Source organism: Halorussus amylolyticus, assembly GCF_004143485.2.
GTDB classification, from domain to species: domain Archaea; phylum Halobacteriota; class Halobacteria; order Halobacteriales; family Haladaptataceae; genus Halorussus; species Halorussus amylolyticus.
Genome location: NZ_RXOB02000022.1, coordinates 117,725 through 142,658, shown reverse-complemented (window position 1 = coordinate 142,658; position 24,934 = coordinate 117,725). Strand labels below are relative to the sequence as shown.

Here is a 24,934-nt window from a genome sequence, read left to right as displayed (position 1 = left end):
AGGTCAAGCGTCGATTTTACATACTCTGAGAGTGAAATATCTCGGCTCTCCGTGCCGCCACAACAGCTATCTTCCGGGGGGTCGCCGTTCCGGCGGCCATGACCAAGACCACTCACGGGGAGCGACTGAGCCGCGAGGAGGCCGCCGACCGCTTGCAGGAACTGGCCGCCCAACTCCGAACCGCCGACGCGGACGTGGCGGTCGGCAACAAGACCGTCCGACTCTCGCCCGGAGAACAGGTCTCGTACGAAATCGACGTGCGAGAGGAGTCGTCGTTCCTGCGAGGCGCGCGCGAGTCGGTCGAACTCGAACTGGAGTGGGAACCCGGCGAGTAAGCCGATTCACTCCAAAATCACGTCGTCGTCGGCCACGGTCACGTCGTAGCCCGCGTACTCGAACCGGACTTCGAGGCCCGCGTCCATGTCCGCCGTTCGGGCGGAAATGCGACCGGACGACGACGTCGGGTCCGTCGAAGCGAACAGGCCGTCGAGCGAGTCGGTGTCGAGTCGGTCGCCGAGCGGTGGGAGGTCCTTGGCGTCGGTGCCGGAAGCGGACGCGACGGCTTCGACGACCGCACCGGAGGGCGTCTCGTCGCGACCGGTCCAGTGTCGCCGCCGCGGACCGTCGCGCGACTCTCGGGAATCGGACATACGAGCGCCGATATGACAAGTATTAGTTGATAACAGTGTCGGTGTGACAGGTAGACTCGTTTTGTTTCCGCGAGACCAGCCGCCGGTTCGACCGCGAACGCGGTCGAACCGGCGGTGAGTTTCGTCTCGCGGTGAGTCTCGATTGACGATGAATCCCGCGACAGGTGTATCGACCGTCCGACCGAAATCCATCGGAGATTGCGACCGTCCGACCGAAATCCATCGGAGATTGCGACCGTCCGACCGAAATCCATCGGAGATTGCGACCGTCCTCGAACTCTCGGAACCCCGTAATAAGCGGTTACCGGTGCCGGTAGCGGTTGGTTACGGGGGTGTAGGTACTGGATAACAAAGTGCCTCTAGTGGCGTGTAACTATCGCCACGCATGACCACGACCGACAACAGACTCACCCACGGTGACGACACGATGGCGGAGAACCGGTGCCAGAGCTGCGGTTCGTTCGTGACGCGGGACTTCGCGCGCGTCTTCGGGAACAATCACAACGAGGTGTTCGGCTGCCTCGAATGCATGACGGCGACAGAGGTCAAGAAAGGCGGCGCGCGCGCCGAGCAGGTCGATACGACCAACCTCATCGGCGGGCGCGAGCCGCTCCGATAGTTCGGCTTTCGAGCGACGGTACGTTCGGAACTACTTCTCGCCGCGTTCGATTCGCTCCAGCACCGCGTCGGTCACGTCTCGTGTCGTCGCGTCGCCGCCGAGGTCGGTCGTCCGCGGCCCGGCCGCCAGCGTCTCCTCGACCGCCGAGCGAACGGTCTGGCCCGCGTCGTCGTAGCCGAGGTACTCCAGCAGCATCGCGGCCGACAGCATCGCCGCGGAGGGGTTCGCCACGCCCTGACCGGCGATGTCGGGCGCGGTGCCGTGGACCGGTTCGAACAGCGCGCGCTCCGGACCGATGTTCGCGCTCGGGAGCAGGCCGAGTCCGCCCACTAGCCCCGCCGCGAGGTCCGACAGCACGTCGCCCGCGAGGTTCGGACAGACGATGACGTCGTACTCCTCGGGTCGCAGCACGAGGTGCGTCGCCAGCGCGTCCATGAGCGCGTCGTCGAACTCCACGTCGAACTCCGCGCCGACCGACTCGGCGGCGTCGAGGAACACGCCGTCGGTCAGGCGCATCACGTTCGCCTTGTGGCCAATCGTCACCGTCTGGTCGCGCTCGGCCGCGTACTCGAAGGCGTAACGCGCGATTTCTCGGGACGCCGACTCGGTAACGACCCGTGTCAGGGTGGTCAGGTCCGACGAGAGTCGATTCTCGTGGCCCGAGTAGACGCCTTCGGTGTTCTCGCGGACGAACACGAGGTCGGTCTCGGGCTTGAGCGCCTCCGTGCCGGGGTACGCCCGAACGGGGCGAACGTTCGCGAACGAATCGACCACGCCCCGGAGCGGGAGAATCACGTCGGCCGCGGTCTCGCCCGCCGCGCCGAACAGCGTGGCGTCGGCGTTCCCGACGAGTTCGCGGGTCTCGTCCGGAAGCGCCTCGCCGGTTCGCTCTTTCACGGCGTCGCCTGCTTCGGCCTCCACGAACTCGAAGTCGGGACCCGCAGCTTCCAAGACTTCGCGGGCCGCGGGGGCGACCTCTTGGCCGATGCCGTCGCCGGGGATGACCACGATTCGCTCGGTCATGCGTCGCCCTCCGATTCGATGTACGGCAGACTCGCGGCGGTCTCGGCGACCGCCTCGGCGTTCGACTTCATCAGCGCGGTGGTGTCCCAGACGCCTTCCACGAGCGCCTTTCGCTGGGCGTCGTCCACGTTCGCGTCGATTTTGGTGTCGCCGTAGGTCACGGTCTCGTCGGCGACGTCCACGTCGATTTCGGCGTCGGGGTTTTCGTCCACGAAGTCCTGCAGGGCTTCGATTTCCTCGGCGCTCGCCGTAACCGTGGGGACGCCGAGCGCGAGGCAGTTGCCCGCGAAAATCTCGGCGAAGCTCTCGCCCACCACGGCATCGATGCCCCAGCGTTTGAGGGCTTGGGGCGCGTGTTCGCGCGAGGAGCCACAGCCGAAGTTGGCGTTGACCACCAGAATCGAGGCGTCGCGGAAGCGGTCCTCGTTGAACGGGTGGTCCTTGGGGTTGTCGTCGTCGTCGAAGCGCACGTCGTGGAACGCGAACTGGCCGATGCCGTCGAAGGTGACGACCTTGAGGAACCGGGCGGGAATTATCTGGTCGGTGTCGATGTCGTTGCCTCGGACGGGGACGCCCGTTCCGGAGGCTCGCTCGACGGTCTCGACGCCGTTGTCGTCGCTCATTGGGCGCTCACCTCCGTCTCGGGGAGGTCGCGAACGTCGGTGACTTCGCCCTCGATTGCGGCGGCGGCGACCATCTTGGGATTCATCAGGACCGTTCGGCCCTCCTTGCTCCCCTGTCGCCCGACGAAGTTGCGGTTCGACGACGAGGCGCTCGCCTCGTCGCCTTCGAGTTGGTCTTCGTTCATGCCGAGGCACATCGAGCATCCCGCGTCGCGCCAGTCGAATCCGGCCTCGCGGAAGATTTCGTCGAGGCCCTCGGCTTCGGCCGCGGCCTTGACGCGCTGGCTTCCGGGAACGACCATGGCTCGCACGTCGTCGTGGACCTCGCGGCCCGCGACGACGCGGGCCGCGTTTCTGAGGTCGGGCATCCGGGCGTTCGTACACGACCCGAGGAACGCCACGTCTATCGGGTAGCCTTTCATCGTGTCGCCGGGTTCGACGCGCATGTGTTCCTGGGCGTGCCGAGCGGTGTCCTGCTTGTCCTCGGGCAGGTCTTCGGGGTGGGGAATCTCCTCCGAGATGCCGATGCCCTGTCCGGGCGTGGTGCCCCAAGTTACTACGGGTTCGAGTTCGGAGCCGTCGATGACGACTTCGTCGTCGTACTCGGCGTCGTCGTCGGATGTGATGGACTCCCAGTAGGACTTGAGTTCCGCGAATCGCTCGGGGTCGTCGGCGAAGGCGTCGGTGTCTTCGAGCCACTCGTAGGTGGTCTCGTCGGGGTTGATGTAGCCCGCGCGAGCGCCGCCCTCGATGGACATGTTGCAGATGCTCATCCGACCCTCCATGTCGAGGCTCTCGATGGCCTCGCCCGCGTACTCGTAGACGTAGCCGACGCCGCCGTCGGTGCCGAGTCGGCGGATGATTTCGAGAATCACGTCCTTGGCCTCGACGGCTTCGCCGAGTTCGCCGGTGACTCGAATCCGGCGGACCTTCTGTTTCTCCATCGCGATGGTGCCGGTCGCCAGCACGTCCCGAATCTGGGACGTGCCGATGCCGAATGCGAGCGCGCCGAAGGCTCCGTGCGTCGAGGTGTGGCTGTCGCCACAGACGATTGTCATGCCGGGTTGGGTGAGACCCTGCTCCGGTCCGATGACGTGGACGATGCCCTGGTCGCCCGTGTCGGGGTGCGAAAAGTCGATTCCGGCCTCGCGGACGTTCTCCTCCAGATGGGACATCATCTCCTCGGCCGCGCCCTCGAAGGGGCGACTCCGGTCGCCGGTCGGCACGATGTGGTCCACGGTGGCGTGGGTTCGCTCGGGGTACGCGACCTCCATGTCGCGCTCGCGAAGCATGCCGAACGCCTGGGGACTCGTGACCTCGTGGACGAGGTGGAGACCCACGAAGAGCTGGTCCTGTCCGGTCGGGAGTCGCGTGACCGTGTGCCGGTCCCAGACCTTGTCGTAGAGCGTTCCTCGGCTCATTCTTCGTCTTCTACCGGCGCTACCGGCTCTTCTTTGCCGCCGCGCTCGAACACGGGGTTCGCTCCCTCGCCGTCCGGCGGCGTGTGATTCACGTCCTTCATTTGCTGTCGCGATTCCTCATCTTCGGACTCGTCGGCGGCTTCCTCACCGTCGTAGGACTCGCGCTCTCCCCCGTCCGCGGCCACGACTGGCCCGCGAACGAACGGCCGGTTTATCGCGCCGCGGTCGGTGTGCGGATGGGTGTGGCTCACGTCTGCCATTCGAGTCGGTCGGTTTCGTCGGTCGGTCATGCTCTCACTTGCTCTTTTTCGTCTTCGGTTTCGCCGTCCTCCTCGGCCCACGCGAACAGGCTCCGGAGGCGAGCGCCCACGTCCTCGATTTCGTGGTTCACGTCGCGCTGCTTGGCCTGGTGGTACACCGGGCGGCCGGTCTGGTTCTCGGTAATCCACTCGCGGGCGAACTCGCCGTTCTGGACGGCTTCGAGCGTCTCGTCCATGTTGGCGCGCACGCCGTCGTCGATGATGGCGGGGCCTTGGGTCAGACCGCCGTACTCGGCGGTGTCCGAGACCGAGTCCCACATCTCGCGCATCCCGCCCTCGTACATCAGGTCCACGATGAGCTTCATCTCGTTGAGACACTCGAAGTACGCCATCTCGGGCGAGTAGCCCGCGTCCACGAGCGTCTCGTAGGCGACCTTGATGAGTTCGGTGATGCCGCCACAGAGGACCGCCTGCTCGCCGAACAGGTCGGTCTCGGTCTCCTCTCGGAACGTGGTTTCGACGACGCCCGCGCGCGTGCAGCCGATGGCCTCCGCGTAGGCGAGCGCCTCGTCTTTGGCGTCACCCGTCGCGTCCTGATAGACCGCGAGCAGGCCGGGCGTTCCCTGGTCGTTCTCGTAGTTACGCCGGACGAGGTGGCCCGGCGACTTGGGCGCTATCATCGTCACGTCCACGTCCTCCGGCGGCTCGATTTGGCCGTAGTGGATGTTGAAACCGTGCGCGAACTGGAGCGTGTCGCCGGGTTCGAGTTCGTCCTCGATATCGGCGTACACCGCGGGCTGAACCGTGTCGGGCACCAGCATCGAAATCACGTCAGCCGAGGCGGCGACCTCCTTCGGAGTACCGACTTTGAGACCGTCGGCTTCGGCGGCCTCCCGCGAGGAGGAGTCCTCTCGCAGGCCGACCGCCACGTTGACCCCGCTGTCGGCGAGGTTCTGGGCGTGAGCGTGGCCCTGGCTTCCGTAGCCGAGGACGGCTACGGTCTTGTTCTCGAGGTTCGCGCTGTTCGCGTCGTCGTCGTAATATATCTCGGCGTTGAATTCGTCCGTCATTGTGTTAGTGTGAATTGTGTGTCGTCTCTCAGTCGTCGTTCGATTCGGCGTAGCCCGGCTCCTCGCCGGGCGTGGTCGGCGTATCGCCGCGCGCCAGCGCGGTCTGGCCGGTCCGGGCGATTTCGATGATGCCGAACTGCCGGAACGCGTCCACGGCGTCGTCTATCTTGCCCTGGTCGCCGGTAATCTGGACCGTGATGGTCCGAGGTCCGGCGTCGAGAGTCTGGCCCTCGTACATCTGGGTGATGGCGTGGACCTTGTCGGGTTCGTCGCCCCGAACCTTCAGGACGACGAGCTCGGCCTGCACCGCGTCGTCGTCGAGTTCGCCCACCTGAATCACGGGCTTGAGCTTCGCCAACTGCTTTTTGACCTGGTCGATGCCGGGGTCGGTCTCCTCGACCACCAGCGTGATTCGGGCGTGGCCCTCGACGGTGGTCGGGCCGACGGTCAGGCTCTCGATGTTGAACTGCCGCCGGGAGAACAGCCCCGACACCCGCGAGAGGACGCCAGGTTCGTGTTCGACCAGCGCCGACACCACCGCGGTCCGGTACCGGGGTTCGGCCTCGGCTTCGGGGTCGATGCGAATTCCCTGCGAGTTTCGCCGTCCTTCCGGGTGCGGGCGTTCGTCGGGTTCGGGACCCGGCATTCCGGCGGCCGGAATCTCGACCGACGACTCGGACGCCGAGTCGTCGGTTTGCTCCGCGTCGTTTCCGCTCATAGCTGGTCCTCCGTGAGGGCGAACTTCCCGTTCGCACCGCCGCTCGGCACCATCGGGTAGACGTTCTCGGCCGGGTCGACGTGGAAGTCGATGACCGCCGGGCCGTCGTAACCGAGCGCCTCGTCGATGGCGTCGGCGACCTCGTCGTAGTCGTCCACGCGGAGGCCCTTGGCTCCGAACGCCTCGGCGAGCTTGTCGAACTCGGGACACCAGCCGTAGTCGGCCGCCATCTGTCTGCCCTCGAAGAAGGCGTCCTGCCACTGGCGGACCATCCCGATGTACTTGTTGTTGAGCACCGCGACGGTGATGTCGAGGTTCTCGCGGACCGCGACCGAAAGCTCCTGCATCGTCATCAGCAGCGAGCCGTCGCCGTCGAAGCAGACGACCTGCTGGTCGTCCTCGGCGGCGAGGCGCGCGCCGATTGCGGCCGGGAGTCCGTACCCCATCGTTCCGAGACCGTGCGAAGACACCCACGTCCGGGGGTTCGTGTAGGTCCAGAACTGCGCGGCCCACATCTGGTGTTGGCCCACGCCGGTCGTGACGATGGTGTCGTCGTCGGTCGCTTCGTCGAACGCCTCCACGACGAACTGCGGCTTGAGCGGTTCGTCGTCGGGCGTGACGTACGCCAGTGGGTACTCCTCCTTCCACGTCCGACACTGCTCGCGCCACTCGCGCGCGTCGGGCGCGGCATCCATCTCGGCTTCGAGTTGTTCGAGAGCACTCGCCGCGTCACCGACGACCGGGTAGTCGGCGTGGACGTTCTTCGAAATCTCGGCGGGGTCGATATCGACGTGAACGACCTCGGCCTCGGGCGCGAAGGTGTCCACGCCGCCGGTGAGTCGGTCGTCGAACCGGGTGCCGACCGCGACGAGGCAGTCGGTGTGGGTAATCGCCATGTTGGCGTAGCCCGTGCCGTGCATTCCCGCCCACGACAGACAGAGGTCGTGGTCCTCGGGCATGGTGCCGATTGCTGGCATCGTGGTGGCGACCGGGATGCCGAACTCGGTGGCGAACCGCCGGGCCTCCTCGGTTGCCTCGGCCTTGACGACGCCGCCGCCGAACAGCAAGAGCGGCTTCTCCGCGCGCTCGATTGCGCGCGCCGCGTCGGCGACTTCCTCCTCGTCGGCCTCCTCTCGGAAGGAGTACGTCGATGGCGTCTCGGCGGGACCGGGCTGGGTGTCGGTGTCGTCGAGCGTCACGTCCTTCGGCAGGTCCACGAGCGTCGGGCCGGGACGGCCCGCCCCGGCCAGCGCGAACGCCTCGCCCACCGTGTCGCCCACGGTGTCGGCGTCGCCCGCGAAGTAGTTGTGCTTCGTGATGGGCGCGGTCACGCCGGTGGTGTCGGTCTCCTGGAACGCGTCGGAGCCGACGAACTCGGTCGGGACCTGTCCCGTCAGCGCGAGCATCGCGTCCGAGTCCATGTTGGCGTCGGCGATGCCGGTGACGAGATTGGTCGCTCCCGGTCCCGAGGTGGCGAGACAGACGCCGGGGTCGCCCCTGACGACGCCGTAGGCGTCGGCGGCGTGGGCCGCACCCTGCTCGTGAGCCATCGTGACGTGGGTGAGTTCGGAGTCGTACAGCGCGTCGTAAATGGGCATGATAGCCCCGCCCTGCACGCCGAACAGCGTCTCGGCTCCGGCCTGTTCGAGCGCCGCGATGGCCGACTGCGCGCCGGTCGAAACCGGCTCCGCGTCGGTCGCTTCGGCTTCCGTCTCGGTATCCGTCTCGGAAGTCTCGGTTTCCGAGTCATCGGTCGCCTTCGGGCGAGCGTGTTCGCTCACGTTCGGGTCACCTCGTTGTTCTGCGTACGATACGTCTCGGTCTGTGCGTGTGCCTCTGTAGCGTTCATCGGTCGAGCGCGTGCTGTTGTAATCTGGAACGATGCGGCGAACCGGCGGGTCGGAAAAGCAGTGTAGTAGGGGGCTACGCCCCTACAATAATGATTCCGCGCTCGACGGCCACGTCGCTCTCGGCGACCGAGAGCGAATTCGGAGTGACGAGCGACCGTCGCATCTGTGGTTGTGTTGTACTGACCCGCACGGTTATAACGTTTGCCCGGTCGGCAACTATTGTCCGAATCGCGCACGTCTCCCACGCCGCGTCGGTGCGGGCGGGGAGCCGCGACGTTCGAACGCCGATCCCTCGCGCTCGGGCGCGAGACCGCCGCGCGCGGCTGTCGAGCGCGGGCGAACCGGGCGGACGTCATCAGGCTTTGACCTCCGATTCCTCGCGGGCGACCCCGACCTCGCGGGCGAACCGCTTCAGGTCGGTGGTCGTGACGCGGTTCTTCTCCGCGCCGTAGTCTTTGACCCGGCGAGTGACTTCCCGAACCTCGTCGTCGGTCGGGTCGAAGCCCGAATCTTCCAACCGCTTTCTGACCGAGTTCGTCCCGGTGTGCTTGCCCAGCACGAACTCGCGCTTCGCGCCGACCATCTCGGGGGTCATGACTCCGGGTTCGAACGTGTCGGAGTTCTCGATGACGCCCGCGGCGTGGATGCCGCTCTCGTGGGCGAACGCGTTCGCACCCACGACCGGCTTGTTCGCCGGAATCGGTACGTCGCTGTACTGTTCGACCGCGCGCGAGAGGTCGGTGATTTGGGTGGTGTCGATACCGGTATCGACGCCGTACACCGATTCGACGGTCATCACGACCTCCTCGTAGGCGGCGTTGCCCGCGCGCTCGCCGATGCCGTTGACCGAGACCTGGGCCTGGTCGGCCCCGGCCTCGAATCCGGCCAGCGCGTTGGCCGACGCCATCCCGAAGTCGTCGTGGGTGTGAACGTCGATTCGCGCGTCGGTGGCGTCGTTCACCATCGCGACCAGCTTCGCGAACCGGGTCGGGGTGGCGACCCCGCACGTGTCGGGGATGTTTATCCAATCGACGCCAGCCTCGGAGACGGCCTCGACGACCTCGACGAGGTACTCCTCGTCGGTCCGGGTGGCGTCCATCGGCGAGAACATCGCGGTCGCGCCAGCCTCTTTGACGCGCTCGACCGATTCGACCGACCGCTCGACGACCTCCTCGCGGGTGGCGTGCATGGAGTCTTCCAACTGCACGTCGCTGGTCGAGGCGAAGACGTGGACCAACTCGACACCGGAGTCGAGTGCGGCTTCGACGTCTTTCTCGACCACGCGGGCCAACCCGCAGGTCGTCGTGGTAGTGCTCGCGGCGATGTCGCTGACCGCCTCGAACTCCGCGTCGGAGTTGACCGGGAACCCAGCCTCGATTACGTGGGTGCCCATGTCGTCCAAGGTGGCCGCGATAGCGCGCTTCTCGTCGTAAGAGAATGAGGTGCGCGGTGCCTGTTCACCGTCGCGCAGGGTCGTATCGAAGACCCGCACGGACTCGATTTCAGTGGAGGTGTCTAACGTGCCCTCGAAGAACTCGACCCCCCCGACTGGTGTCGGAGGAAGACGTGTCGTGGTGTGACATCGTACTCCGACGTGGGGCCATCCACCTATTTAAAACTGCCGTTGCGACAGATTATCGGACGCGCCCCGGACCGATGGCCTTCGACGACGCTTGCGGAAAACCCGGGGACATCGTCGTGTTTTAACACTCCCAATGACATAATATCACCTTATATTCACTCGGGGCGCGAACTTCGAACCCCTCCTGTCTTGGACTTAATTTTTCGGTCGAAGTCGAGCAGAACGACTGCGCGCAGCGCGAGTCTCTCGACGCAAAACGCGAGTCGAGTCGAATTCCGGCGTCGGTTCCGTCAAGCTTCGTCCCTGCCGTAACGATAAGGGGGCCGGGGAACGTACGTTCGAACGTCATGACGAACGAGGAAGTCACACAGCTACTCAAGAAGGCGTACAGCGACGAAATCGAGACCGTGATGAACTACCTGACGAACTCCATCGTCCTCGACGGCGTGAGCGCCGAGGAGGTCAAAGAGAGCCTCGAAACCGACATTCAGGAGGAGCTCAGTCACGCCGAACTGCTCGGCAACCGACTCAAACAACTCGACGAGCGCCCGCCCGCGTCCTACGACTTCGAGGCTAAACAAGAGAGCCTCCAGCCGCCCGAGGACAGCACCGACGTACTCTCGGTCATCGAAGGCGTCCTCGACGCCGAGGAAGACGCCATCCAGACGTACCGCGAACTTATCACGGCCGCTGGCGACGACGACCCCGTCACCGAGGACATCGCGGTGACGATTCTCGCCGACGAGGAGGCCCACCGCACCGAGTTCCGCGGCTTCAAGCGCGAGTATCAGAACTGAGCGCAGTTCGGGTCAGTCGGCGTTCGGCGGGGACCGCTGAACGCCGACCCTGACCGAGCATCGCTCGCGACTGTCAGTCCGGAGCCGAACCCGTTTCTGAGCGCGAACGCGAGACCTCCATCTTGATTTCGACGGCGAGCCGAGTCATGCAGACGAGATAGAAATCAAACTCGATTAGATTTATACATTTCGAGTCTGGGTATTTGTCTATGGCCCTCCCTTTGGCAGATTCCCTCGAAGTCCGTCATATTCCGGTAATCATCATCCTCTTGGTCGGTGTCAGCCTCGTCGGGTACGGTGCGTACAACTATCAACAGCAATCGACTGCCTTGGAGCACACGGTCGAAGTAAACGCGACCGTGGCCGAGACGGATATCGCGACCGATGTCAGGCGGGGAAACAGGGATTTCATACCCGAGGTCACCTTCGAATATCGCTACCAGAACACGTCGTACACCTCGGACAACATCTATCCAGCGGGGTCGGGGTCAAACTACAACAAGGAATCGAAAGCCAGAGACGTAGTGCAGGAGTACGAGGAGGGCACGACCGTCACCGCGTACGTGAATCCGTCCAGTCCTGACAGCGCGTTCCTCGAAAACGAAAAGTCGGACAAACCGCTCACGCTCGTGGGAATCGGAACCATTACTCTGCTCGTCGCTGGCAGGCATATTTTCAAATCCTCTCAAGAGTCGTAACGCGCGAGACCGCCCGAACGACCGCCACGGAGAAAGGGTTTTGCCGGGGGAGTCCGAGCGGGCGCGTATGGGAAGTGGTTTCGACCTCGACCTCAACGCGGTCGAGCAGGAGATAGAGGAAGGCGACGACGGCGACGAGGAGGCCGAGCGCCGAATCGTACTCGGCGTGCTCGACGGGACGACCGACGACAGCGAGTGGTTCCGGGTCGTCGAGCGCGGCGACGCGCTCGTGCTCGCGGTCGAGGGCGAACTTTCGGAACTCGCGGCCGACCTCGCACCGAAAGTCAAAGAGCGCGGCGGGAATCTGGTCCGATTTCGGGACTTTCTGCTCGTGACGCCGAAGGAGGTCAGCGTGGATTCCGACCGGCTGTAACCGTCACCATCACTCGCTGCTCGAACGAGCCGTCAGATAGTGACCGTCGGGGTCGCGCACTCGCACGCCGCCGTCTACTTTTTCGACCGCGCACGCCCGGTCTTCGACCGCCTCGGCGACGACCGCGGGGTCGTCCGCGGAGAATCCCATATCGACGTGGAGGCCGCCGCGGGCGTCGGCGATACCGAGGTGTGGCTCCCAGAGTTCGAGCGCCACCGGGCCGCCGAGTCGCACCCGCTTTCGCTCGTCACCCCGGTCGGTCGCCTCGAAGCCCAGCGAAGTGTACAATGATTCCGCGCGCGCGAGGTCCTCGACTTCCAGTACGATTTCGAACACGTCAGTGATGGGGTCGTCGCCCGCGCCACACCCGCCGATTTCGACGCAGTTGCCGTCCGGGTCGTAGAAGTACAGCGACTTCGACCCGCCGAAGTCGAACTCCGTGAGGTCGAACGAGTCCGCGAGTCGGTCGTACCACTCGTCGTAGCGCTCGGGCGGAGTGGCGAACGCGTAGTGGGTGTGGACCCCGCCTCGCGGGACCCGTCCGGGTTCCCGGAGGACGAGGTCTGTGTCCCCGGCGTCGAGGACCACCTCGCCGTCGCGTTCGCTGACCGCCGAGAGACCGAGATGGGTCTCGTAGAAGTCGCACGCCCGGTCGAGGTACTTCGCTTCGAGCGCCAACCAGTCCAATCCCGAGAGCATCGAACCGAGGTATGTAGCCCGCGCGCTTAAAAGTGAGTGAGAGCCGAAACGCCTCGTAGGGACTGTTGTAATTCGTTACCGCCGTGGCGAAACGGAGTGGCCGAGTGGAACTGCAGAACAGCCATGATTCGGCGACTCCGGCGAGATTAGTTACAACAGTCCCTATCAGTCGTCGCTCGCAGCGGCCTCAGTCGTCGCCCGCCGCGGCCTCGGTGGCTGGCTCCTCGGAGTCGATTTCGGTGGCTTCGAGGTAGTCGTCCGCGTCGAGCGCGGCCTTACACCCCATGCCCGCGGCGGTCACGGCCTGCTGGTAGTGGAAGTCCACCACGTCGCCCGCGCCGAAGATGCCGGGGACGCCGGTCGCGGTCTGACTCCCGCCCTTGCCGCCCTCGGTCTTGAGGTAGCCCGCGTCGTCCATCTCCACGCCGGTCCCTTCGAGGTACTCGGTGTTGGGCGTGTGGCCGATAGCGAGGAACACCGCGCCCACGTCCATCTCGAATTCCTCGGTCTCGGGGTCGTCGAGTTTGTCGGTGGGGTGGCCCTCGGGGTGACGGACGAGGCTGGCGTAATCGACGCCCTCCTCGGCCGAGCCGACGACTTCGGTGAGTTCGGTGTTCTTTAGTATCTCGATTTCGCCCGCCTCGACCTTCTCGTGAATCCGGTCTATCCAGTAGTCTTCGGCGCGGAACTCCTCGCGGCGGTGGGCGAGGTACACCTTCTCGGCGAACTTGGTGAGGAAGTTGGCCTCCTCCATCGCGGCGTCGCCGCCGCCGACCACCAGCATCTCCTCGCCCCGGAAGAAGGCTCCGTCGCAGGTCGCACACGTCGAGACGCCGTAGCCCATCAGGTCGTCCTCACCGGGAATTCCGAGGGTCCGGGCGCTCGCGCCCGACGCCGCGATGAAGGCGTCTGCGGTGTACACGTCGCCGTTCGTGAGTTCGACGCGATAGGGCCGCTTCGAGTCGTCCACCGACTCGATGACGCCGTTCTCGATTTCGGTTCCGAACCGTTCGGCCTGCTCTTTCATCCGATTGATGAGGTCGGGGCCGCTGAGACCCTCGGGGAAGCCGGGGTAGTTCTCCACGTCCGTGGTGAGCGTCAACTGGCCGCCGGGTTCGCCTCCCTCAAGCACCAGCGGGTCGTTGTTCGACCGCGCGGCGTAGATGGCCGCAGTGAGACCCGCGATGCCGCTCCCCGCGATTATCAGTTTGTGGTGTTCGACTGCGGCTTCGGTGTCGAGACCCAGTTTCTTGTCGAGTTCGCCCGTTTCGTCGAGCGCAGTGGTGTCGTCCCACCCGCCGATTAGCTCGTCGTCGATGAACACCTCGGGCGCGGTCTGGCGGCCGTCAGCGCGCTCGACCATCTCGTCGAACAGGTCGTCGTCGCCGGTCACGTTGTAGGTCTCGTACTCGACGCCCTTGGCGTCGAAGAGGTCCTTCGCCTTATCACAGTACGGGCAGTCGTCCTTCGTGTAAATCTCGACTCGGGGTTGTTCACTCATGGTGCAATATTGGGAACGGGCGGGTATTTAGCTTGTGTTGTGACGCCGACTTTCCGGTATCGGCGTCGGTTCTCGCGTAGATACTTAAGTGAAGACGGGGCAACCCCGGCGTGTCGCACGACCGAGAACGATGGACGAAAATACGGAGAACGCCGAGACGAGCGAGGGCGAACAGTCGAAGGGGCGTGAGAAACGTCTCCAGAAAGCAGTCGAGAGGCGAACAGTAGACGCCGATGCTCTCGACTCCGCTCATGAAGACGCACGGCTCGTGTTGGAACAGACACTTCGACTGTTTTCGGACCTCTCGAACGAGGCATTTCGGCTTATCCGACTCAATGCACTCGTCATTACAATTTTAGTCGCAGTGACTTCGCAAGTCACGGTCAGACTATACAGCAACGTCTCGTCGGTTGCTTCCCTACTGCTGTTCGTTGCATCGACAGCGTTCGCTCTCGCAGGGTACATGACGACGACGGTGAATCGAGGTATCGACACGCGAACGTTCGGGAAGCTAACTACTTACAAACTCGACCAAACGGAGTATCTGAATTGGGTTTTGACGCTCGGCTATCCGAAGTGGATAGCCGACGGTGTCCGGAAAACCGATAGAAAAGAACAGTGGATTCGGCGGTCGTTCGTCGCGTTCTTCGCAGGATTTGCGACCCTACTCGCCGGAATCCTTTTGAGCCTTTATTGATAAATACGAGTCATGAGTGACGAAACGGACGACGAAGATGTGTTCGTTCGGCCCGAGGACCTCGGCGAACCCGGTGCGACGACCACGGGCGTGAAACGCAACGCAGACGACGAAGACGACTGACTTCCCGAAGCCCTTAGCCCACCGCCACCCAACACTTCGCGCATGCCCGCCGACCTCGAAGAGAAGACCGACCGCTACGAGGGCCTGCTCGCTGAAGCCCTCGACGCCGCCGAAATCGCGCCGCCCGAGGACACCCCGATGGGCGAGGCCGCGGCGGAGTGTCTGGAGATGGCTACCTCGTATCTCGAAGACGGCCGCCACTTCCGCGAGAACGACGACCTCGTGAACGCGCTCGCGTCGTTCTCCTACGGTCACGCGTGGTTGGACGCAGGCGCACGCGTGGGACTGTTCGACGTTCCCCGCGAGGGACACCTGTTCACGGTGTAGCCGTCGTTTCCTCCGAAATCGCTCCCTCGCAAAGGCCAGAATCGAGCGCCGCCGACTCGTCGGCGGCGCTCGATTCTGCGAGTTCTCCGACCGAACTCGCACGTCAGTCGCGGCGCTCGCGCGGTTCCTGCTGGTGGGTGCCGTGGCCGCGACGACTCCCGTATCGGCGGTCACGTTCGTCCTCATTGCGGCTATAATCGATGTTTCCGCCGGTCTCGCGTGTGGTCGGCGTGATGTCGTCGCGGTCCCGTCCTCGCTGGCTCTCCCGGTGGCCGCCGCGTTCGACGTACGACTCGCGTCCCTGACTCGGGTCGCCGCCCCGAGATTGGGTGTCGTCGGCGGTGCGGTCGTGACCCTGACCGGGTTCCGGTTCGCCGCCGATTCGGGGACTCCGAGACGTTCCGGCGTCGTTCGCGCCGCGACTTCCGTACCGGTTCGTGTGTCCGGACTCGTCCGCGCGCTCCCGGCGGTCGCGGTCCCGGTCGGCGGCGTCGCCGTACTGATTGCTGTGGCGCTCGTCCGCGGGGTGTCGGTCCCCGCGGTTCTGGTCGTCTCGACGCTGGTGGAGTCGGTCCTCGTCAGCCTCGTCGCGCCGCTTACGCTCTCGCTGTGGATGTGCCATTTTGAGTTCCCCCGGCGGGGATTGCGCGACAGTTTCCTTAGCCGTGGTGGCTCACGTATCAGGTTCGACTCGCGGCAAGTTTTTTCTACTCGTCTCACACACGTGTTCATGGCATGAACGAAACGTACGTCCGGTTGGTCTGTCCCGAATGCGCCAAGGACTGGGAAGAAGGTCCCGACGACCTCCCCGCCCCCGACGAGATGTTCCACTGTCCGAACTGTCACGCGACCCGTCGAACCGCGGAGTTCACCCGGACCGAACGCGACTTGGCGACGTTAAAACAGTTCAAGTAGCCCGGTTCCGCGGTCACTGACTGGTGGCCGAGCGCGCGCCGCACGCCTCACACCGGAGCAACACCGCGCCCTGTTCTCGTTCGAGTTTCGTATCCGGGAGACCGCATTCGGGACAGAGGACGAACTCCTCGGCGTACTCGTCGATGGCGTCCGCGATGCGCGATTCGCCGAACTCGCCGGTCAGGCGCGCGCGGCCGCTCTCGTCGATGTGCGCGCTCGTGCCGAGTTCGTCCTGCAGGAACTTCAGGACGTGGTCGCCGTCGCGGCCGAGTCGGTCGAGCGTGGCCTGAAAGTTCTCGTACACCGTGACGTTGCCCTCCTGGCGAACGTCGGGGTCGGGCACGTCGAATCGGTCGCCGCTGCCCTCGATTTCGGGCGTGCGTTCGAGCGCCCGGTCGAGGTGGTCGTCGTAACCCTCCATACGCGTGCGTTGGGAGCGATTCAGGTAAAAAGTTTTCAGAGTTCTGCGGGCGGTCGGTCGCGAGGGGCCGCCTGTGAGCGGTCGGTAAGGTTCCGTTGCGACGAAACTGAACGGAACGGTGCGAACAGTTTTCCAATACCGCGTTAGCCATCTGTGCGTACGATTACGTTCCCGACGGAAGGGGTAATCCATAGCCCGTGTTAACGGGACTCAAGATAATACTATAACCCTGCAACTGTTAGCCTCGTTTGCTTATGAAGAAGCAGGAACTCATCCACCTTCACGGCCTGCTTGCGGAGGTCGGGAACTACTACGAAGAAGAGCACAGCACCGATGTGAACCTTGACGACTACGAATCCCTTGGCGTACGACCAACTTCTATTCACAAGTCGAAAACTGACCACAAGGCAGCGGTGTTTGCGATGGCAAAGGCAATTACATCCGAAATGACCGCGGTCGAGGCGAGCGAAAAAGTCGCCGCCAAAGCCGACTGACCTCACAGCGACGGACCTACTCCTCACGAAACAGCGAACCGGACAGCCTCGGCTATCGGACCGGATGCAACGCTCGCGGAACGGTCGAAACGGCAGAGAATCGTGGTCTGTGTCGGACGGGTCTCGGCGATACCGCGACTCCTCGGCGTCGTGGCGGTCGCGCAACCGATTCGAGTCTCACTCGATGAGGTCTTCGAACTCCGGTAGTACTTCGTCGTCGTCGGCTTCGTCCGACTCGTCGGTGGCGTCGTCGGCGTCCCCTTCCGAACTTTCGTCTTCGTCCTCGTCGTCCTCGATGACTTCGACTTCGAGGACGGTCAGCGGGATGCTTTCGAGGCGCTGGCCGATTTCCTTCCGAGCGATGCGGGAGGCGTGTTCCTCGCGTTCGACGTTGAAGACGGTCATCTCCAGTTCGAGCGCGACGAGGCTCTCGTCGGCCGCGATGAACGCGGGGTCGAGTTCCTCGTCGCAGTGGGGACACGCCCGCTCGCCCATGTTTATCTCGACGTAGTTGAGGTCGGGATTGAGCAACTCGCCGGTCTTGGAGATGGCGATTCGAACGGCCTCGTCCGGCGTCTCCACGTCGTAGACCGGAACTGCGGCCTCCACGACAACTCTGCAGTTCATAGTCGCATAGAAGTTGTAGCGCCAACAGTATCAAGGTTAGCCCTCCGAAAAACCGCCATTCTCGGTCGCTGCGCCCTGCCCGTTCCGAAACGAAAGCTTTCCCCCGCTCGGGCACCTCCCGACGGTCGATGGAATCGGGTTCGATACCGCTGACCGACGCATCGGGCGGCCTCGACTTGCAATCGACGCTCGAAAGCGGCCAGACGTTCCTCTGGCGGCGCGAGGACGGCCGAGCGTACGAGGAGACCGCCGCACACGGCGGGTCGGCGTGGTACTACACCGTCGCCGAGGGCGAGGTCGTCCGCGCGCGCCAGCGCGACGGACGACTGGAATGGGAGGCGACCACCGACGCCGAACCCCTGCTCGAAGAGCGACTCCGCCTCGACGACGACCTCCCGGAAATCTTCGAGGGGACCGACGACTCGCTGGTCGCCGACGCGCGCGAGGCGTACCCCGGCATGCGAATCGTGAACGACCCGTTCTTCCCGTGTCTCGTCTCGTTCATCTGCTCGGCCCAGATGCGAGTCGAGCGCATCCACGCGATGGGGACCGCGCTGGCCCGCGAGTTCGGCGAGACCGTCGGATTCGACGGCGAGACGTACCACGCCTTCCCGACGCCCGAGCGTCTCGCCGAGGCGACCGAAGCGGAGTTGCGCGAGTTAGGGTTGGGCTACCGCGCGCCCTACGTCCAGCGGTCGGCGGAGTTGGCGGCCGCGGGCGAGGTCTCGCCCGCGGCCGTCCGCGAGATGGAGTACGAGGACGCCCGAGACGCCCTCCAGGCGTTCGTAGGCGTCGGCGACAAAGTTGCCGACTGCGTGTTGCTGTTCTCGCTCGGCTTTCTGGAGGCCGTCCCGCTCGACACCTGGATTCAGACCGCCATCGAGGACCACTATCCCGACTGCGAGCGGGGGTCGTACGCCGAGACCTCGCGGGCGATTCGCCGGGCGTTCGGCGGCGAGTACGCCGGATACGCCCAGACGTACGTGTTTCACTACCTCCGGAATCGGGAGTGAGACTTGGATTCTTCCGAAGGAGTGGCGAACGAATCCGCCCCGATGGTTTTAAACGGCTGAACGCCCCCATGTACGATAATGGCTTTTGAGGACTTACTGGAGGACCCGGTAATTCAGAAGTATCTTCACGAATTGGTCGGTCCGAAAGGAATGCCGGTCGCGGCGGCGCCGCCGGACGGCGAGGTCACCGACGAGGAACTCGCGGAGGACCTCGACCTCGAACTCAACGACGTCCGGCGCGCGCTGTTCATCCTCTACGAGAACGACCTCGCGACCTATCGACGGCTCCGCGACGAGGACTCCGGGTGGCTGACGTACCTCTGGACGTTCGAGTACGACAACATCCCCGGCAACTTAGAAGAGGAGATGCACCGCCTGCTCGACGCGCTCGAACAGCGCCAGGAGTACGAGCGCCACCACGAGTTCTACCTGTGTGAGGTGTGCTCGATTCGGTTCGAGTTCGGCGAGGCGATGGACTTCGGCTTCGAGTGCCCCGAGTGCGGGTCGCCGCTCGAATCGATGGAGAACGGCCGACTCGTCGAGTCGATGCGCGAACGCATCGCGGAACTCCGCGACGAACTCAACGTCGAACACCGCGAAGAGGCCGAGGCGTAATGGTCGTCCTCGCAACCAAAGTGTACGTGCAGGGCGACGCCCGCGAGCGCGCGCTCGACGGCCTCCAGTCGCTCGTGAACAACACGATTGGCGAACTCGACGTCGAGTACACCGTCGGCGTGCGCCACGACGACTTCGCGGTCGTGACCATCGAGGGCGACGACGAAGTCATCGCGCGCAACCTCCTCCGCGAGGAGTGGGGCGAGATAACTTCGGACATGGTCGCTGGCGAGACGTACGTCGGCACGCTCGAATCGTGGGACGAGGACGGGTTCGTGCTCGAAGCGGGCGAAGACGTCTCGATTCCCGCGGGCGAACTCGGACTCGGGCAGGGGACGCCCATCCAAATCGTCGAGCGGTTCGGACTGGTCCAGCACATGCCCCTTGCGTTCGTCTACGGCGGCGACGAACCCAACCGCCTCGCAGACGAGGAGCGCGACCGACTCTACGACTGGACTCGCGGCGCGGGCCGAGTCAACGTCAACAGTTCGACCCGCGGCGAGGTGCGCGCGACGGTCAACCGCGCGGGTCACGCCCGCGACATCGTAACGGTCGAGCGACTCGGCCTCCTCGAACAGAGCATCGTCTGCAAGGACGAAACCGACCCACCGGGTCTGCTCGCGGCCATCGGCGGCTATCTGCCCGCGGAGCTTCGTTGCGTCATTCCATGAACCGACGGCTCCTACTCGGGTTCGCGGCGCTCGCCCTGCTCGCGGTCTCTGCGGGTTGTATGGGCGGCATGTTCGGGTCGGGAGAGTTCAGCGACGAGCAGTTGTCACAGGACGCCGAGTACGACTGGGACACCTCGACCGACGTTACCATCAACGTCACCAGCGACGAGTACCGAATCGTCTACGACCTCTCGAACCGCTCCGAGATTCGGACGTTCCAGCGCGCCGCACTCGGCGAGGAAGACCCGGTCGAAGTGTCGGCGGTCCAGTTCCGGTATCCGAACGGGACGGTCGTGACCGCAGACCGCCTCGACGTCGAGAAACAGGACTCGCGGACGGTGATTCGGACGCCGAGCGACGACGGAAAGCTGGCGTACTCCGCGCCCCACAGAGGCAAGACGTTCACCATGCCCGCGCCGGTCGAAGGCTCCTACGAGGTGATTCTGCCGCGAGGGATGCGAGTCGGGACCTTCCTGTTGAGTCAGGTCCGGCCCGGCGACTACGTCACCGACCAGCGCGACGGCCGCGTCCACATCACGTGGACGGACATGACCGCCGACACCGTGACCGTCCGGTACTACCTCGAACGCGACCGCACGATTTTCCTCGCCGTCATCGTCGGCGCGGTCTTCGTCGGACTGTTCGGACTGGCGTACTACCGGCTCCAGATTCGACGGCTCGAACGCGAGCGCGAGGAACTGGGGCTGAACGTCGATACCGGCGACGACGAGTTCGACAAGGGACCGCCGCCGGGGATGCGGTAGGTCGCTCGGTCACCGAACCGTCTCGCCGAGCTGACCGAACCGCCTCTTTTTACTCTCGCGACCACTACCCCCTCCCATGCAGGTAGCCCTCGTCACCGTCGGCGACGAACTGCTGGCGGGCGACACCGTCAACACGAACGCGGCGTGGCTCGGCGAGCGCCTCGCCGAGCGCGGCGCGAGCGTCGAGCGCGTGGTGGTGCTCCCCGACAGAGTCACCGACATCGCCCGAACCGTCAACGAACTTCGCGCGGAGTACGACGCGGTCCTCGTCACGGGCGGTCTCGGCCCGACTCACGACGACCTGACGATGGAGGGAGTCGCGGCCGCGGTCGGCGTTCCGGTCGAAGAACACCCCGAAGCCGTCGCGTGGATAGCCGACCACAGCGACTACTCGCACGCCGACCTCGTGGACGGCACGACTCACCTCCCGAAGGGTGCGCGCCTGCTCCCCAACGACGAGGGAGTCGCGCCGGGATGCGCCATCGAGGGAATCTACGTCCTTCCGGGCGTCCCGACCGAGATGAAGGCGATGTTCGAGCGCGTCGCCGACGAGTTCGCTGGCGAGTACAGGCACGTCAGAACCGTCGAAGCCGACGAACCCGAGAGCGCGCTCGTCGGCCGATTCGCGGAGCTACGCGAGCGATTCGACGTGACGGTCGGGAGCTACCCGGGCGACCACGTCCGGGTCAAACTCCAGAGCGCCGACGAAGCGGAACTCGACCGCGCCGCGGCGTGGCTCCGCGAACGAGTCGAGAACGTTTCACAGTAGCGGAGCAGTTCAACGGTAGAGGTACGCGACCCACGCGACCGTGAGCAGGATGCCGACGACGCTGACGACGATTCCCGACGCGTTCGCCGGAATCGACGCGGATTCTGCGAGTACGAACATGCCCGAGGGTTCTGCGGGCGCTCCCTTAACGCTTACCAAGCACCTCGGCGGCCGTGACCGGGTTCGTTCCGGTTCGCCGCGTTCGTGGTCGGCGCGCTCGCGCTCGCGAGCGCGCCGACGATCGCGCCGGGAAAAATCCGATATTGCTCGCGCGAACGATGACGTAACGTCGGCGTAAATCGCGGGCGGGACGCGGATTGTGAACTCGACGCACGCACCCGGCCGCGACGGAAACAGTTCGTTGCTCGGGTGAACGGTCGCCAACAGTCGGACCCGTTTATCTGCGATTCCGGTGAATCGGTGGACGCCCGCGGGGGGCGCATCGAGGGTTAAGATGCGCCTACGCGGACAGGAGAGAACAATGTCACAACAGCCTCAGCAATCCACGGGAAGCACCGGCCAGCAGACGTACGGTGGACAGAGCCAGCAACAGCCGCAGGGCCAGATGAGCCAGCAGCAACCGCAGATGGGCCAGTCGGGTCAGCAACAGCCCCAGTCGATGGGTCAAGGCATGCAGGGCCAGCAGTCCGGCGGGCAAGGCCAGCAGTTCGGCGGGCAGATGAAGTCCCAACAGGGAGGGGTCCAGACCGGGTCGGCCCACCAGACCACGCACCAGAAGGTCGGCCAGCAGTTCGAATCCGAACTCACGCCCGAACTCAACGAGTCGCTCGAAGCGTTCGACCGCGTGGTCGAAATCGCGTCGTGGTGCGCCGACAAGTGCATCGAGTCCGGGCCGCAGATGGCAGAGTGCGCTCGACTCTGCGACGACCTCGCGGAGTTGGCAGAGCTAAACGAGAAGCTCATCGCGCGCGACTCCATCAACGGCCCGGAGGTCGCCGAGACGTTCCTTCGGGTCGCCCAGCACGGGCTTCCGATTCTCCAGCAGCACCAGCAGTCGCCCCACGTCCAGGAGACGCTACAGGCGGTTACCTACGCGGTCGATTCGACCAACAAGCTCCTGAGTTCGATTAGCGGCCAGCAGCAGGGGATGCAGGGCATTCAGGAGATGACTCAGCAGTCGCAGGGCCAGCAGTCCCAGCAGCCGCAGGGTCAGACGGGTCAGCAGTCCCAGCAGCCGCAGGGCCAGCAGTTTCAGCCGCAGAGTCAGGGTAGTCAGACGTCGTACTGAGCCGAGACCCGACTGACGTCGAGACCACTTTTTTGGGAGGACCGGACGGTTTTTGCGCTCGACTTCCGTAGCCACGGTTATGCGACGTATCGGCGTGGTAGTCAACCCCATCGCGGGGATGGGCGGCCGAGTGGGACTCAAGGGCACCGACGGGAAGGTCGAGGAAGCGCGCGAACGCGGGGCGGAGCCGCGCGCGCCCGACCGGGCGGTCGCCGCGCTCGCGGCGCTCGCAGAGCGCGCGAGCGCGCGCGGCGACCTCGACGTCGAAATGCTGACCGCGGGCGGCGAGATGGGCGAGACCGAGACCCGCGAGGCCGGGTTCGACCCCGCGGTCGTCGCCTCGCCCGCGGGCGAGGCGACGACCGCCGAGGACACCCGCGCGGCGGTCCGAGCCTTCGCCGAGGCCGACGCCGACTTGATTCTGTTCGTCGGCGGCGACGGAACGGCGGTGGACGTGGCCGAAACGCTCGACGACCTCGACGCCGAGATTCCGATTCTCGGCGTTCCAGCGGGAGTGAAAGTGTACTCGGCGGTGTTCGCGGTTTCGCCCGAGGCCGCGGGCAGAGTCGCCGCCGACTTCGACCGGACCGAGACCCGCGAAGTCAACGACATCGACGAGGCGGCCTACCGAGAGGGCGAGGTCCGGGCCGAACTCAGGGCACTCGCCGAGGTGCCGGTCGCCGAGGACCTCCAATCGAGCAAGCAGGTCGGCGGCGGGACCGTCGAGAGTCTCGCGGCGGGAGTCGCCGACGACGCGCGCGTTGCCTCGGAGAGGCAACGAGACGGAGGCGGTGAAACCGCCGAAGATGCGTCGGCGACCTACGTCCTCGGCCCGGGCGGCACCGTCGGCGCGATAAAGGACGAGCTCGGCTTCAGGGGGTCGCCGCTCGGCGTGGACGTGTGGCGAGACGGTGAGGTGCTGGTCCGGGATGCGACCGCCGACGAAATTCTGGCGAACCTCGGAGACAGAAACGTCGTCGTGGTGTCGCCCATCGGCGGCCAGGGGTTCGTGTTCGGCCGGGGCAACGACCAGATTTCGCCCGCCGTGATTCGCGAATCCGAAATCGAAATCGTCGCCTCGAAGCGAAAGCTCGACGACATCGGGGTTCTCCGGGTCGATACCGGCGACGACGAGGCGGACGAGTCGCTCCGCGGGTGGCGGAAGGTCCGGGTCGGTCGGTTCGAGCGCCGGATGATGAAGGTCGTGTAGAGTGAGGAAGGGACAATAATTGGCATCTAGGGAAGCTTAAGGTACTCGGTGGCGAACTAGTCGCGTATGGAGACGCGGAAAGTTCAGCGGCTGGGCCCCTCGACGCTGGCGATGACGCTTCCGGCGGAGTGGGCCAAGGAGAACAACGTCGAGAAGGGTGACGAGGTCTCGCTTCGGATGGGCGGGAAGGGGACGCTGACGGTCCTCCCCGAGTCGGCCCACACCGAGGAGTCCGAGGCCATCATCCACGCCGAGAACCTCGACGCCGACGCGGTCGAGCGCGCCATCGTGGCCCAGTACGTCCTCGGGCGGCGGGTCATCCACGTCGAGAGCGAGGACACCCTCGACAGCGCCCACATCAACGCGGTCTACAAAGCCGAGACCCAACTCATGGGACTCGGCGTGGTCGAGGAGACGCCCGACAGCATCGCCATCCGGTGTTCGGTGGACCCCGAGGACTTCAGCCTCGACAATCTGCTCGAACGCCTCGAAAACACCGGGTCCACGATGCGCGGCGAGGCCGTGAAGGCGCTCGCACACGGCAACGCCGACCTCGCCCAGCGCGCGCTCAACCGCGAGCGGCAGGCGAACAAGATTTTCGTCCTCCTGCTCAGACTCATCTTCACCGCGTACCAGAACCCCACGCTCGCGCGCGCCGTGGACTTGGACAGCGGCTTCCCGCTCATCGGCTACCGGTCCATCGCGAAGAACCTCGAACTCATCGCGGACAACGCCGAGGACATCGCCGAAATCACGCTCGAATCCGAGGGCCACACCCTCGACGTGGACGCCGCGGTCCTCCGGCGCATTCGGGAGTTCACCGACCAAGTGGACGAGATTACCGCGAAGGCGGTCCAAGCCGCGGTCGAGCGCGACTACGACATGACCCTCGAAGTCCGGGCGCTGTTCCACGAAATCGGCGACCGCGAGAGCGAAATTCTGGCCGACCTGCCCGAGATGAGCAACGAGAGTCTGCTCGCGGTACGTGAGGTGCTGGTGAGCCTCCAGCAGACCGCCCAGTACGCCATGCGGAACGCCGAAATCGCGGCGAACCTCGCGCTCAACGAAGAGAGCGAGCACACGACGATTAAGTAGCGGTCGCGTCCCTCGTGGTTCTCTCGACTTTTCTCGAAAATCGCGCGGCGAGGGCGTACG

At 64.9% G+C, this 24,934-nt stretch carries 31 protein-coding genes; 17 read left to right on the top strand and 14 right to left on the bottom strand.

Annotation, left to right across the window (positions count from 1 at the left end; all coding sequences use genetic code 11):
• Positions 1-98 precede the first annotated feature (98 nt).
• Positions 99-335, top strand: coding sequence for an amphi-Trp domain-containing protein (locus tag EKH81_RS16915; RefSeq protein WP_132060589.1), 237 nt, complete (start codon positions 99-101; stop codon positions 333-335).
• Between the two features lie 6 nt (positions 336-341).
• On the opposite strand, the gene EKH81_RS16910 is transcribed toward EKH81_RS16915, so the two are convergent.
• Complete coding sequence (locus tag EKH81_RS16910) at positions 342-650, bottom strand: HalOD1 output domain-containing protein (protein WP_132060587.1); 309 nt, start codon at positions 648-650, stop codon at positions 342-344.
• Between the two features lie 385 nt (positions 651-1,035).
• Here EKH81_RS16910 and EKH81_RS16905 point away from each other — a divergent pair, with 385 nt between their 5' ends.
• The gene (locus EKH81_RS16905) at positions 1,036-1,269 is read left to right on the top strand and encodes a DUF7563 family protein (RefSeq protein WP_132060585.1); all 234 of its coding nucleotides are present in this window, start codon (positions 1,036-1,038) and stop codon (positions 1,267-1,269) included.
• Positions 1,270-1,299: 30 nt separating this feature from the next.
• Here EKH81_RS16905 and EKH81_RS16900 read toward each other — a convergent pair whose 3' ends face one another.
• From EKH81_RS16900 to EKH81_RS16865, 8 genes are all read right to left on the bottom strand, one after another.
• Positions 1,300-2,292: an isocitrate/isopropylmalate dehydrogenase family protein gene (locus EKH81_RS16900; protein WP_132060583.1), complete on the bottom strand. Its 993-nt coding sequence runs from the start codon at positions 2,290-2,292 to the stop codon at positions 1,300-1,302.
• Complete coding sequence (gene leuD, locus EKH81_RS16895) at positions 2,289-2,915, bottom strand: 3-isopropylmalate dehydratase small subunit (protein WP_132060581.1); 627 nt, start codon at positions 2,913-2,915, stop codon at positions 2,289-2,291. Before leuD ends, EKH81_RS16900 begins: the two co-directional genes overlap by 4 nt.
• The gene (leuC, locus tag EKH81_RS16890) at positions 2,912-4,336 is read right to left on the bottom strand and encodes a 3-isopropylmalate dehydratase large subunit (RefSeq protein ID WP_132060580.1); all 1,425 of its coding nucleotides are present in this window, start codon (positions 4,334-4,336) and stop codon (positions 2,912-2,914) included. Before leuC ends, leuD begins: the two co-directional genes overlap by 4 nt.
• The gene (locus EKH81_RS16885; protein ID WP_238392226.1) at positions 4,333-4,596 is read right to left on the bottom strand and encodes a DUF7989 family protein; all 264 of its coding nucleotides are present in this window, start codon (positions 4,594-4,596) and stop codon (positions 4,333-4,335) included. The genes leuC and EKH81_RS16885 overlap by 4 nt, the downstream gene beginning before the upstream one ends.
• 26 nt (positions 4,597-4,622) lie before the next feature.
• Positions 4,623-5,666, bottom strand: a complete 1,044-nt coding sequence (gene ilvC, locus EKH81_RS16880) for a ketol-acid reductoisomerase (protein ID WP_132060576.1) — start codon at positions 5,664-5,666, stop codon at positions 4,623-4,625.
• 28 nt (positions 5,667-5,694) lie between these two features.
• A complete protein-coding gene (gene ilvN / locus EKH81_RS16875; RefSeq protein WP_132060574.1) occupies positions 5,695-6,384 on the bottom strand; it encodes an acetolactate synthase small subunit in 690 nt (229 codons plus the stop codon).
• Positions 6,381-8,165 carry a biosynthetic-type acetolactate synthase large subunit gene (gene ilvB / locus EKH81_RS16870; RefSeq protein ID WP_132060572.1) on the bottom strand — a complete coding sequence of 595 codons (1,785 nt, stop codon included), beginning with the start codon at positions 8,163-8,165 and terminating at the stop codon, positions 6,381-6,383. The genes ilvN and ilvB overlap by 4 nt, the downstream gene beginning before the upstream one ends.
• Before the next feature lie 424 nt (positions 8,166-8,589).
• A complete protein-coding gene (locus EKH81_RS16865; RefSeq protein WP_132060570.1) occupies positions 8,590-9,846 on the bottom strand; it encodes a LeuA family protein in 1,257 nt (418 codons plus the stop codon).
• A gap of 317 nt (positions 9,847-10,163) precedes the next feature.
• On the opposite strand from EKH81_RS16865, the gene EKH81_RS16860 reads away from it, so the two are divergent.
• From EKH81_RS16860 to EKH81_RS16850, 3 genes are all read left to right on the top strand, one after another.
• Entirely contained in the window at positions 10,164-10,613 is a 450-nt protein-coding gene (locus EKH81_RS16860) for a ferritin-like domain-containing protein (RefSeq protein ID WP_132060568.1), read from the top strand.
• A 209-nt stretch (positions 10,614-10,822) separates the two neighbouring features.
• The gene (locus EKH81_RS16855) at positions 10,823-11,311 is read left to right on the top strand and encodes a DUF3592 domain-containing protein (RefSeq protein ID WP_132060566.1); all 489 of its coding nucleotides are present in this window, start codon (positions 10,823-10,825) and stop codon (positions 11,309-11,311) included.
• A 67-nt stretch (positions 11,312-11,378) separates the two neighbouring features.
• Positions 11,379-11,684 carry a DUF5779 family protein gene (locus tag EKH81_RS16850; protein ID WP_132060564.1) on the top strand — a complete coding sequence of 102 codons (306 nt, stop codon included), beginning with the start codon at positions 11,379-11,381 and terminating at the stop codon, positions 11,682-11,684.
• A gap of 9 nt (positions 11,685-11,693) precedes the next feature.
• Here EKH81_RS16850 and EKH81_RS16845 read toward each other — a convergent pair whose 3' ends face one another.
• Positions 11,694-12,383, bottom strand: a complete 690-nt coding sequence (locus tag EKH81_RS16845) for a VOC family protein (RefSeq protein ID WP_132060562.1) — start codon at positions 12,381-12,383, stop codon at positions 11,694-11,696.
• Between the two features lie 187 nt (positions 12,384-12,570).
• Entirely contained in the window at positions 12,571-13,884 is a 1,314-nt protein-coding gene (grxC, locus tag EKH81_RS16840; protein WP_132060560.1) for a glutaredoxin 3, read from the bottom strand.
• Between the two features lie 130 nt (positions 13,885-14,014).
• Between grxC and EKH81_RS16835 the strand changes: the two genes are divergently transcribed.
• Both EKH81_RS16835 and EKH81_RS16830 read left to right on the top strand, forming a co-directional pair.
• The gene (locus EKH81_RS16835) at positions 14,015-14,581 is read left to right on the top strand and encodes a hypothetical protein (protein WP_132060558.1); all 567 of its coding nucleotides are present in this window, start codon (positions 14,015-14,017) and stop codon (positions 14,579-14,581) included.
• A gap of 165 nt (positions 14,582-14,746) precedes the next feature.
• Positions 14,747-15,031, top strand: coding sequence for a DUF357 domain-containing protein (locus tag EKH81_RS16830; protein WP_132060556.1), 285 nt, complete (start codon positions 14,747-14,749; stop codon positions 15,029-15,031).
• 103 nt (positions 15,032-15,134) lie between these two features.
• Here the strand turns inward: EKH81_RS16830 and EKH81_RS16825 are convergent, their stop codons facing one another.
• Positions 15,135-15,653 (bottom strand): hypothetical protein, encoded by a 519-nt coding sequence (locus EKH81_RS16825; protein ID WP_132060554.1) that lies wholly within the window; start codon positions 15,651-15,653, stop codon positions 15,135-15,137.
• Between the two features lie 113 nt (positions 15,654-15,766).
• Between EKH81_RS16825 and EKH81_RS16820 the strand changes: the two genes are divergently transcribed.
• Positions 15,767-15,946 (top strand): DUF7836 family putative zinc-binding protein, encoded by a 180-nt coding sequence (locus EKH81_RS16820; RefSeq protein ID WP_132060552.1) that lies wholly within the window; start codon positions 15,767-15,769, stop codon positions 15,944-15,946.
• A 13-nt stretch (positions 15,947-15,959) separates the two neighbouring features.
• Here the strand turns inward: EKH81_RS16820 and EKH81_RS16815 are convergent, their stop codons facing one another.
• On the bottom strand, positions 15,960-16,367 hold the full coding sequence (locus tag EKH81_RS16815) for a translation initiation factor IF-2 subunit beta (RefSeq protein ID WP_132060550.1): 408 nt from the start codon (positions 16,365-16,367) through the stop codon (positions 15,960-15,962).
• Positions 16,368-16,621: 254 nt separating this feature from the next.
• On the opposite strand from EKH81_RS16815, the gene EKH81_RS16810 reads away from it, so the two are divergent.
• On the top strand, positions 16,622-16,861 hold the full coding sequence (locus tag EKH81_RS16810; protein WP_132060548.1) for a UPF0058 family protein: 240 nt from the start codon (positions 16,622-16,624) through the stop codon (positions 16,859-16,861).
• Between the two features lie 177 nt (positions 16,862-17,038).
• Here the strand turns inward: EKH81_RS16810 and EKH81_RS16805 are convergent, their stop codons facing one another.
• Positions 17,039-17,488: a DUF555 domain-containing protein gene (locus EKH81_RS16805; protein ID WP_132060546.1), complete on the bottom strand. Its 450-nt coding sequence runs from the start codon at positions 17,486-17,488 to the stop codon at positions 17,039-17,041.
• 128 nt (positions 17,489-17,616) lie between these two features.
• Here EKH81_RS16805 and EKH81_RS16800 point away from each other — a divergent pair, with 128 nt between their 5' ends.
• The 8 genes from EKH81_RS16800 (at position 17,617) to EKH81_RS16765 (ending at position 24,874) form a co-directional block, all read left to right on the top strand.
• Positions 17,617-18,501 carry a DNA-3-methyladenine glycosylase family protein gene (locus tag EKH81_RS16800; protein WP_132060544.1) on the top strand — a complete coding sequence of 295 codons (885 nt, stop codon included), beginning with the start codon at positions 17,617-17,619 and terminating at the stop codon, positions 18,499-18,501.
• A 78-nt stretch (positions 18,502-18,579) separates the two neighbouring features.
• Entirely contained in the window at positions 18,580-19,116 is a 537-nt protein-coding gene (locus EKH81_RS16795) for a transcription factor (protein WP_132060542.1), read from the top strand.
• Entirely contained in the window at positions 19,116-19,787 is a 672-nt protein-coding gene (locus EKH81_RS16790) for a DUF2110 family protein (protein ID WP_132060540.1), read from the top strand. Before EKH81_RS16795 ends, EKH81_RS16790 begins: the two co-directional genes overlap by 1 nt.
• The gene (locus EKH81_RS16785; protein WP_132060538.1) at positions 19,784-20,551 is read left to right on the top strand and encodes a DUF5803 family protein; all 768 of its coding nucleotides are present in this window, start codon (positions 19,784-19,786) and stop codon (positions 20,549-20,551) included. The genes EKH81_RS16790 and EKH81_RS16785 overlap by 4 nt, the downstream gene beginning before the upstream one ends.
• A gap of 76 nt (positions 20,552-20,627) precedes the next feature.
• Complete coding sequence (locus EKH81_RS16780) at positions 20,628-21,320, top strand: competence/damage-inducible protein A (RefSeq protein ID WP_132060536.1); 693 nt, start codon at positions 20,628-20,630, stop codon at positions 21,318-21,320.
• A gap of 481 nt (positions 21,321-21,801) precedes the next feature.
• Positions 21,802-22,569 (top strand): four-helix bundle copper-binding protein, encoded by a 768-nt coding sequence (locus tag EKH81_RS16775; RefSeq protein WP_202935182.1) that lies wholly within the window; start codon positions 21,802-21,804, stop codon positions 22,567-22,569.
• A gap of 79 nt (positions 22,570-22,648) precedes the next feature.
• Entirely contained in the window at positions 22,649-23,779 is a 1,131-nt protein-coding gene (locus EKH81_RS16770) for an ATP-NAD kinase family protein (protein WP_162224664.1), read from the top strand.
• A gap of 66 nt (positions 23,780-23,845) precedes the next feature.
• The gene (locus EKH81_RS16765; RefSeq protein WP_132060534.1) at positions 23,846-24,874 is read left to right on the top strand and encodes a phosphate uptake regulator PhoU; all 1,029 of its coding nucleotides are present in this window, start codon (positions 23,846-23,848) and stop codon (positions 24,872-24,874) included.
• Positions 24,875-24,934: the final 60 nt, after the last annotated feature.

Coding starts and splice junctions, on each gene's coding strand:
- EKH81_RS16795 (WP_132060542.1), top strand. CDS start 18,580: ATGGCTTTTGAGGACTTACTGGAGGACCCGGTAATTCAGAAGTATCTT.
- EKH81_RS16805 (WP_132060546.1), bottom strand. CDS start 17,488: ATGAACTGCAGAGTTGTCGTGGAGGCCGCAGTTCCGGTCTACGACGTG.
- EKH81_RS16910 (WP_132060587.1), bottom strand. CDS start 650: ATGTCCGATTCCCGAGAGTCGCGCGACGGTCCGCGGCGGCGACACTGG.
- EKH81_RS16765 (WP_132060534.1), top strand. CDS start 23,846: ATGGAGACGCGGAAAGTTCAGCGGCTGGGCCCCTCGACGCTGGCGATG.
- EKH81_RS16860 (WP_132060568.1), top strand. CDS start 10,164: ATGACGAACGAGGAAGTCACACAGCTACTCAAGAAGGCGTACAGCGAC.
- leuC (WP_132060580.1), bottom strand. CDS start 4,336: ATGAGCCGAGGAACGCTCTACGACAAGGTCTGGGACCGGCACACGGTC.
- EKH81_RS16850 (WP_132060564.1), top strand. CDS start 11,379: ATGGGAAGTGGTTTCGACCTCGACCTCAACGCGGTCGAGCAGGAGATA.
- EKH81_RS16825 (WP_132060554.1), bottom strand. CDS start 15,653: ATGGCACATCCACAGCGAGAGCGTAAGCGGCGCGACGAGGCTGACGAG.
- EKH81_RS16900 (WP_132060583.1), bottom strand. CDS start 2,292: ATGACCGAGCGAATCGTGGTCATCCCCGGCGACGGCATCGGCCAAGAG.
- EKH81_RS16835 (WP_132060558.1), top strand. CDS start 14,015: ATGGACGAAAATACGGAGAACGCCGAGACGAGCGAGGGCGAACAGTCG.
- ilvN (WP_132060574.1), bottom strand. CDS start 6,384: ATGAGCGGAAACGACGCGGAGCAAACCGACGACTCGGCGTCCGAGTCG.
- EKH81_RS16830 (WP_132060556.1), top strand. CDS start 14,747: ATGCCCGCCGACCTCGAAGAGAAGACCGACCGCTACGAGGGCCTGCTC.
- EKH81_RS16810 (WP_132060548.1), top strand. CDS start 16,622: ATGAAGAAGCAGGAACTCATCCACCTTCACGGCCTGCTTGCGGAGGTC.
- leuD (WP_132060581.1), bottom strand. CDS start 2,915: ATGAGCGACGACAACGGCGTCGAGACCGTCGAGCGAGCCTCCGGAACG.
- EKH81_RS16845 (WP_132060562.1), bottom strand. CDS start 12,383: ATGCTCTCGGGATTGGACTGGTTGGCGCTCGAAGCGAAGTACCTCGAC.
- EKH81_RS16815 (WP_132060550.1), bottom strand. CDS start 16,367: ATGGAGGGTTACGACGACCACCTCGACCGGGCGCTCGAACGCACGCCC.
- EKH81_RS16820 (WP_132060552.1), top strand. CDS start 15,767: ATGAACGAAACGTACGTCCGGTTGGTCTGTCCCGAATGCGCCAAGGAC.
- ilvC (WP_132060576.1), bottom strand. CDS start 5,666: ATGACGGACGAATTCAACGCCGAGATATATTACGACGACGACGCGAAC.
- EKH81_RS16790 (WP_132060540.1), top strand. CDS start 19,116: ATGGTCGTCCTCGCAACCAAAGTGTACGTGCAGGGCGACGCCCGCGAG.
- EKH81_RS16905 (WP_132060585.1), top strand. CDS start 1,036: ATGACCACGACCGACAACAGACTCACCCACGGTGACGACACGATGGCG.
- EKH81_RS16785 (WP_132060538.1), top strand. CDS start 19,784: ATGAACCGACGGCTCCTACTCGGGTTCGCGGCGCTCGCCCTGCTCGCG.
- EKH81_RS16855 (WP_132060566.1), top strand. CDS start 10,823: ATGGCCCTCCCTTTGGCAGATTCCCTCGAAGTCCGTCATATTCCGGTA.
- EKH81_RS16915 (WP_132060589.1), top strand. CDS start 99: ATGACCAAGACCACTCACGGGGAGCGACTGAGCCGCGAGGAGGCCGCC.
- EKH81_RS16780 (WP_132060536.1), top strand. CDS start 20,628: ATGCAGGTAGCCCTCGTCACCGTCGGCGACGAACTGCTGGCGGGCGAC.
- EKH81_RS16885 (WP_238392226.1), bottom strand. CDS start 4,596: ATGGCAGACGTGAGCCACACCCATCCGCACACCGACCGCGGCGCGATA.
- EKH81_RS16770 (WP_162224664.1), top strand. CDS start 22,649: ATGCGACGTATCGGCGTGGTAGTCAACCCCATCGCGGGGATGGGCGGC.
- EKH81_RS16800 (WP_132060544.1), top strand. CDS start 17,617: ATGGAATCGGGTTCGATACCGCTGACCGACGCATCGGGCGGCCTCGAC.
- EKH81_RS16775 (WP_202935182.1), top strand. CDS start 21,802: ATGTCACAACAGCCTCAGCAATCCACGGGAAGCACCGGCCAGCAGACG.
- grxC (WP_132060560.1), bottom strand. CDS start 13,884: ATGAGTGAACAACCCCGAGTCGAGATTTACACGAAGGACGACTGCCCG.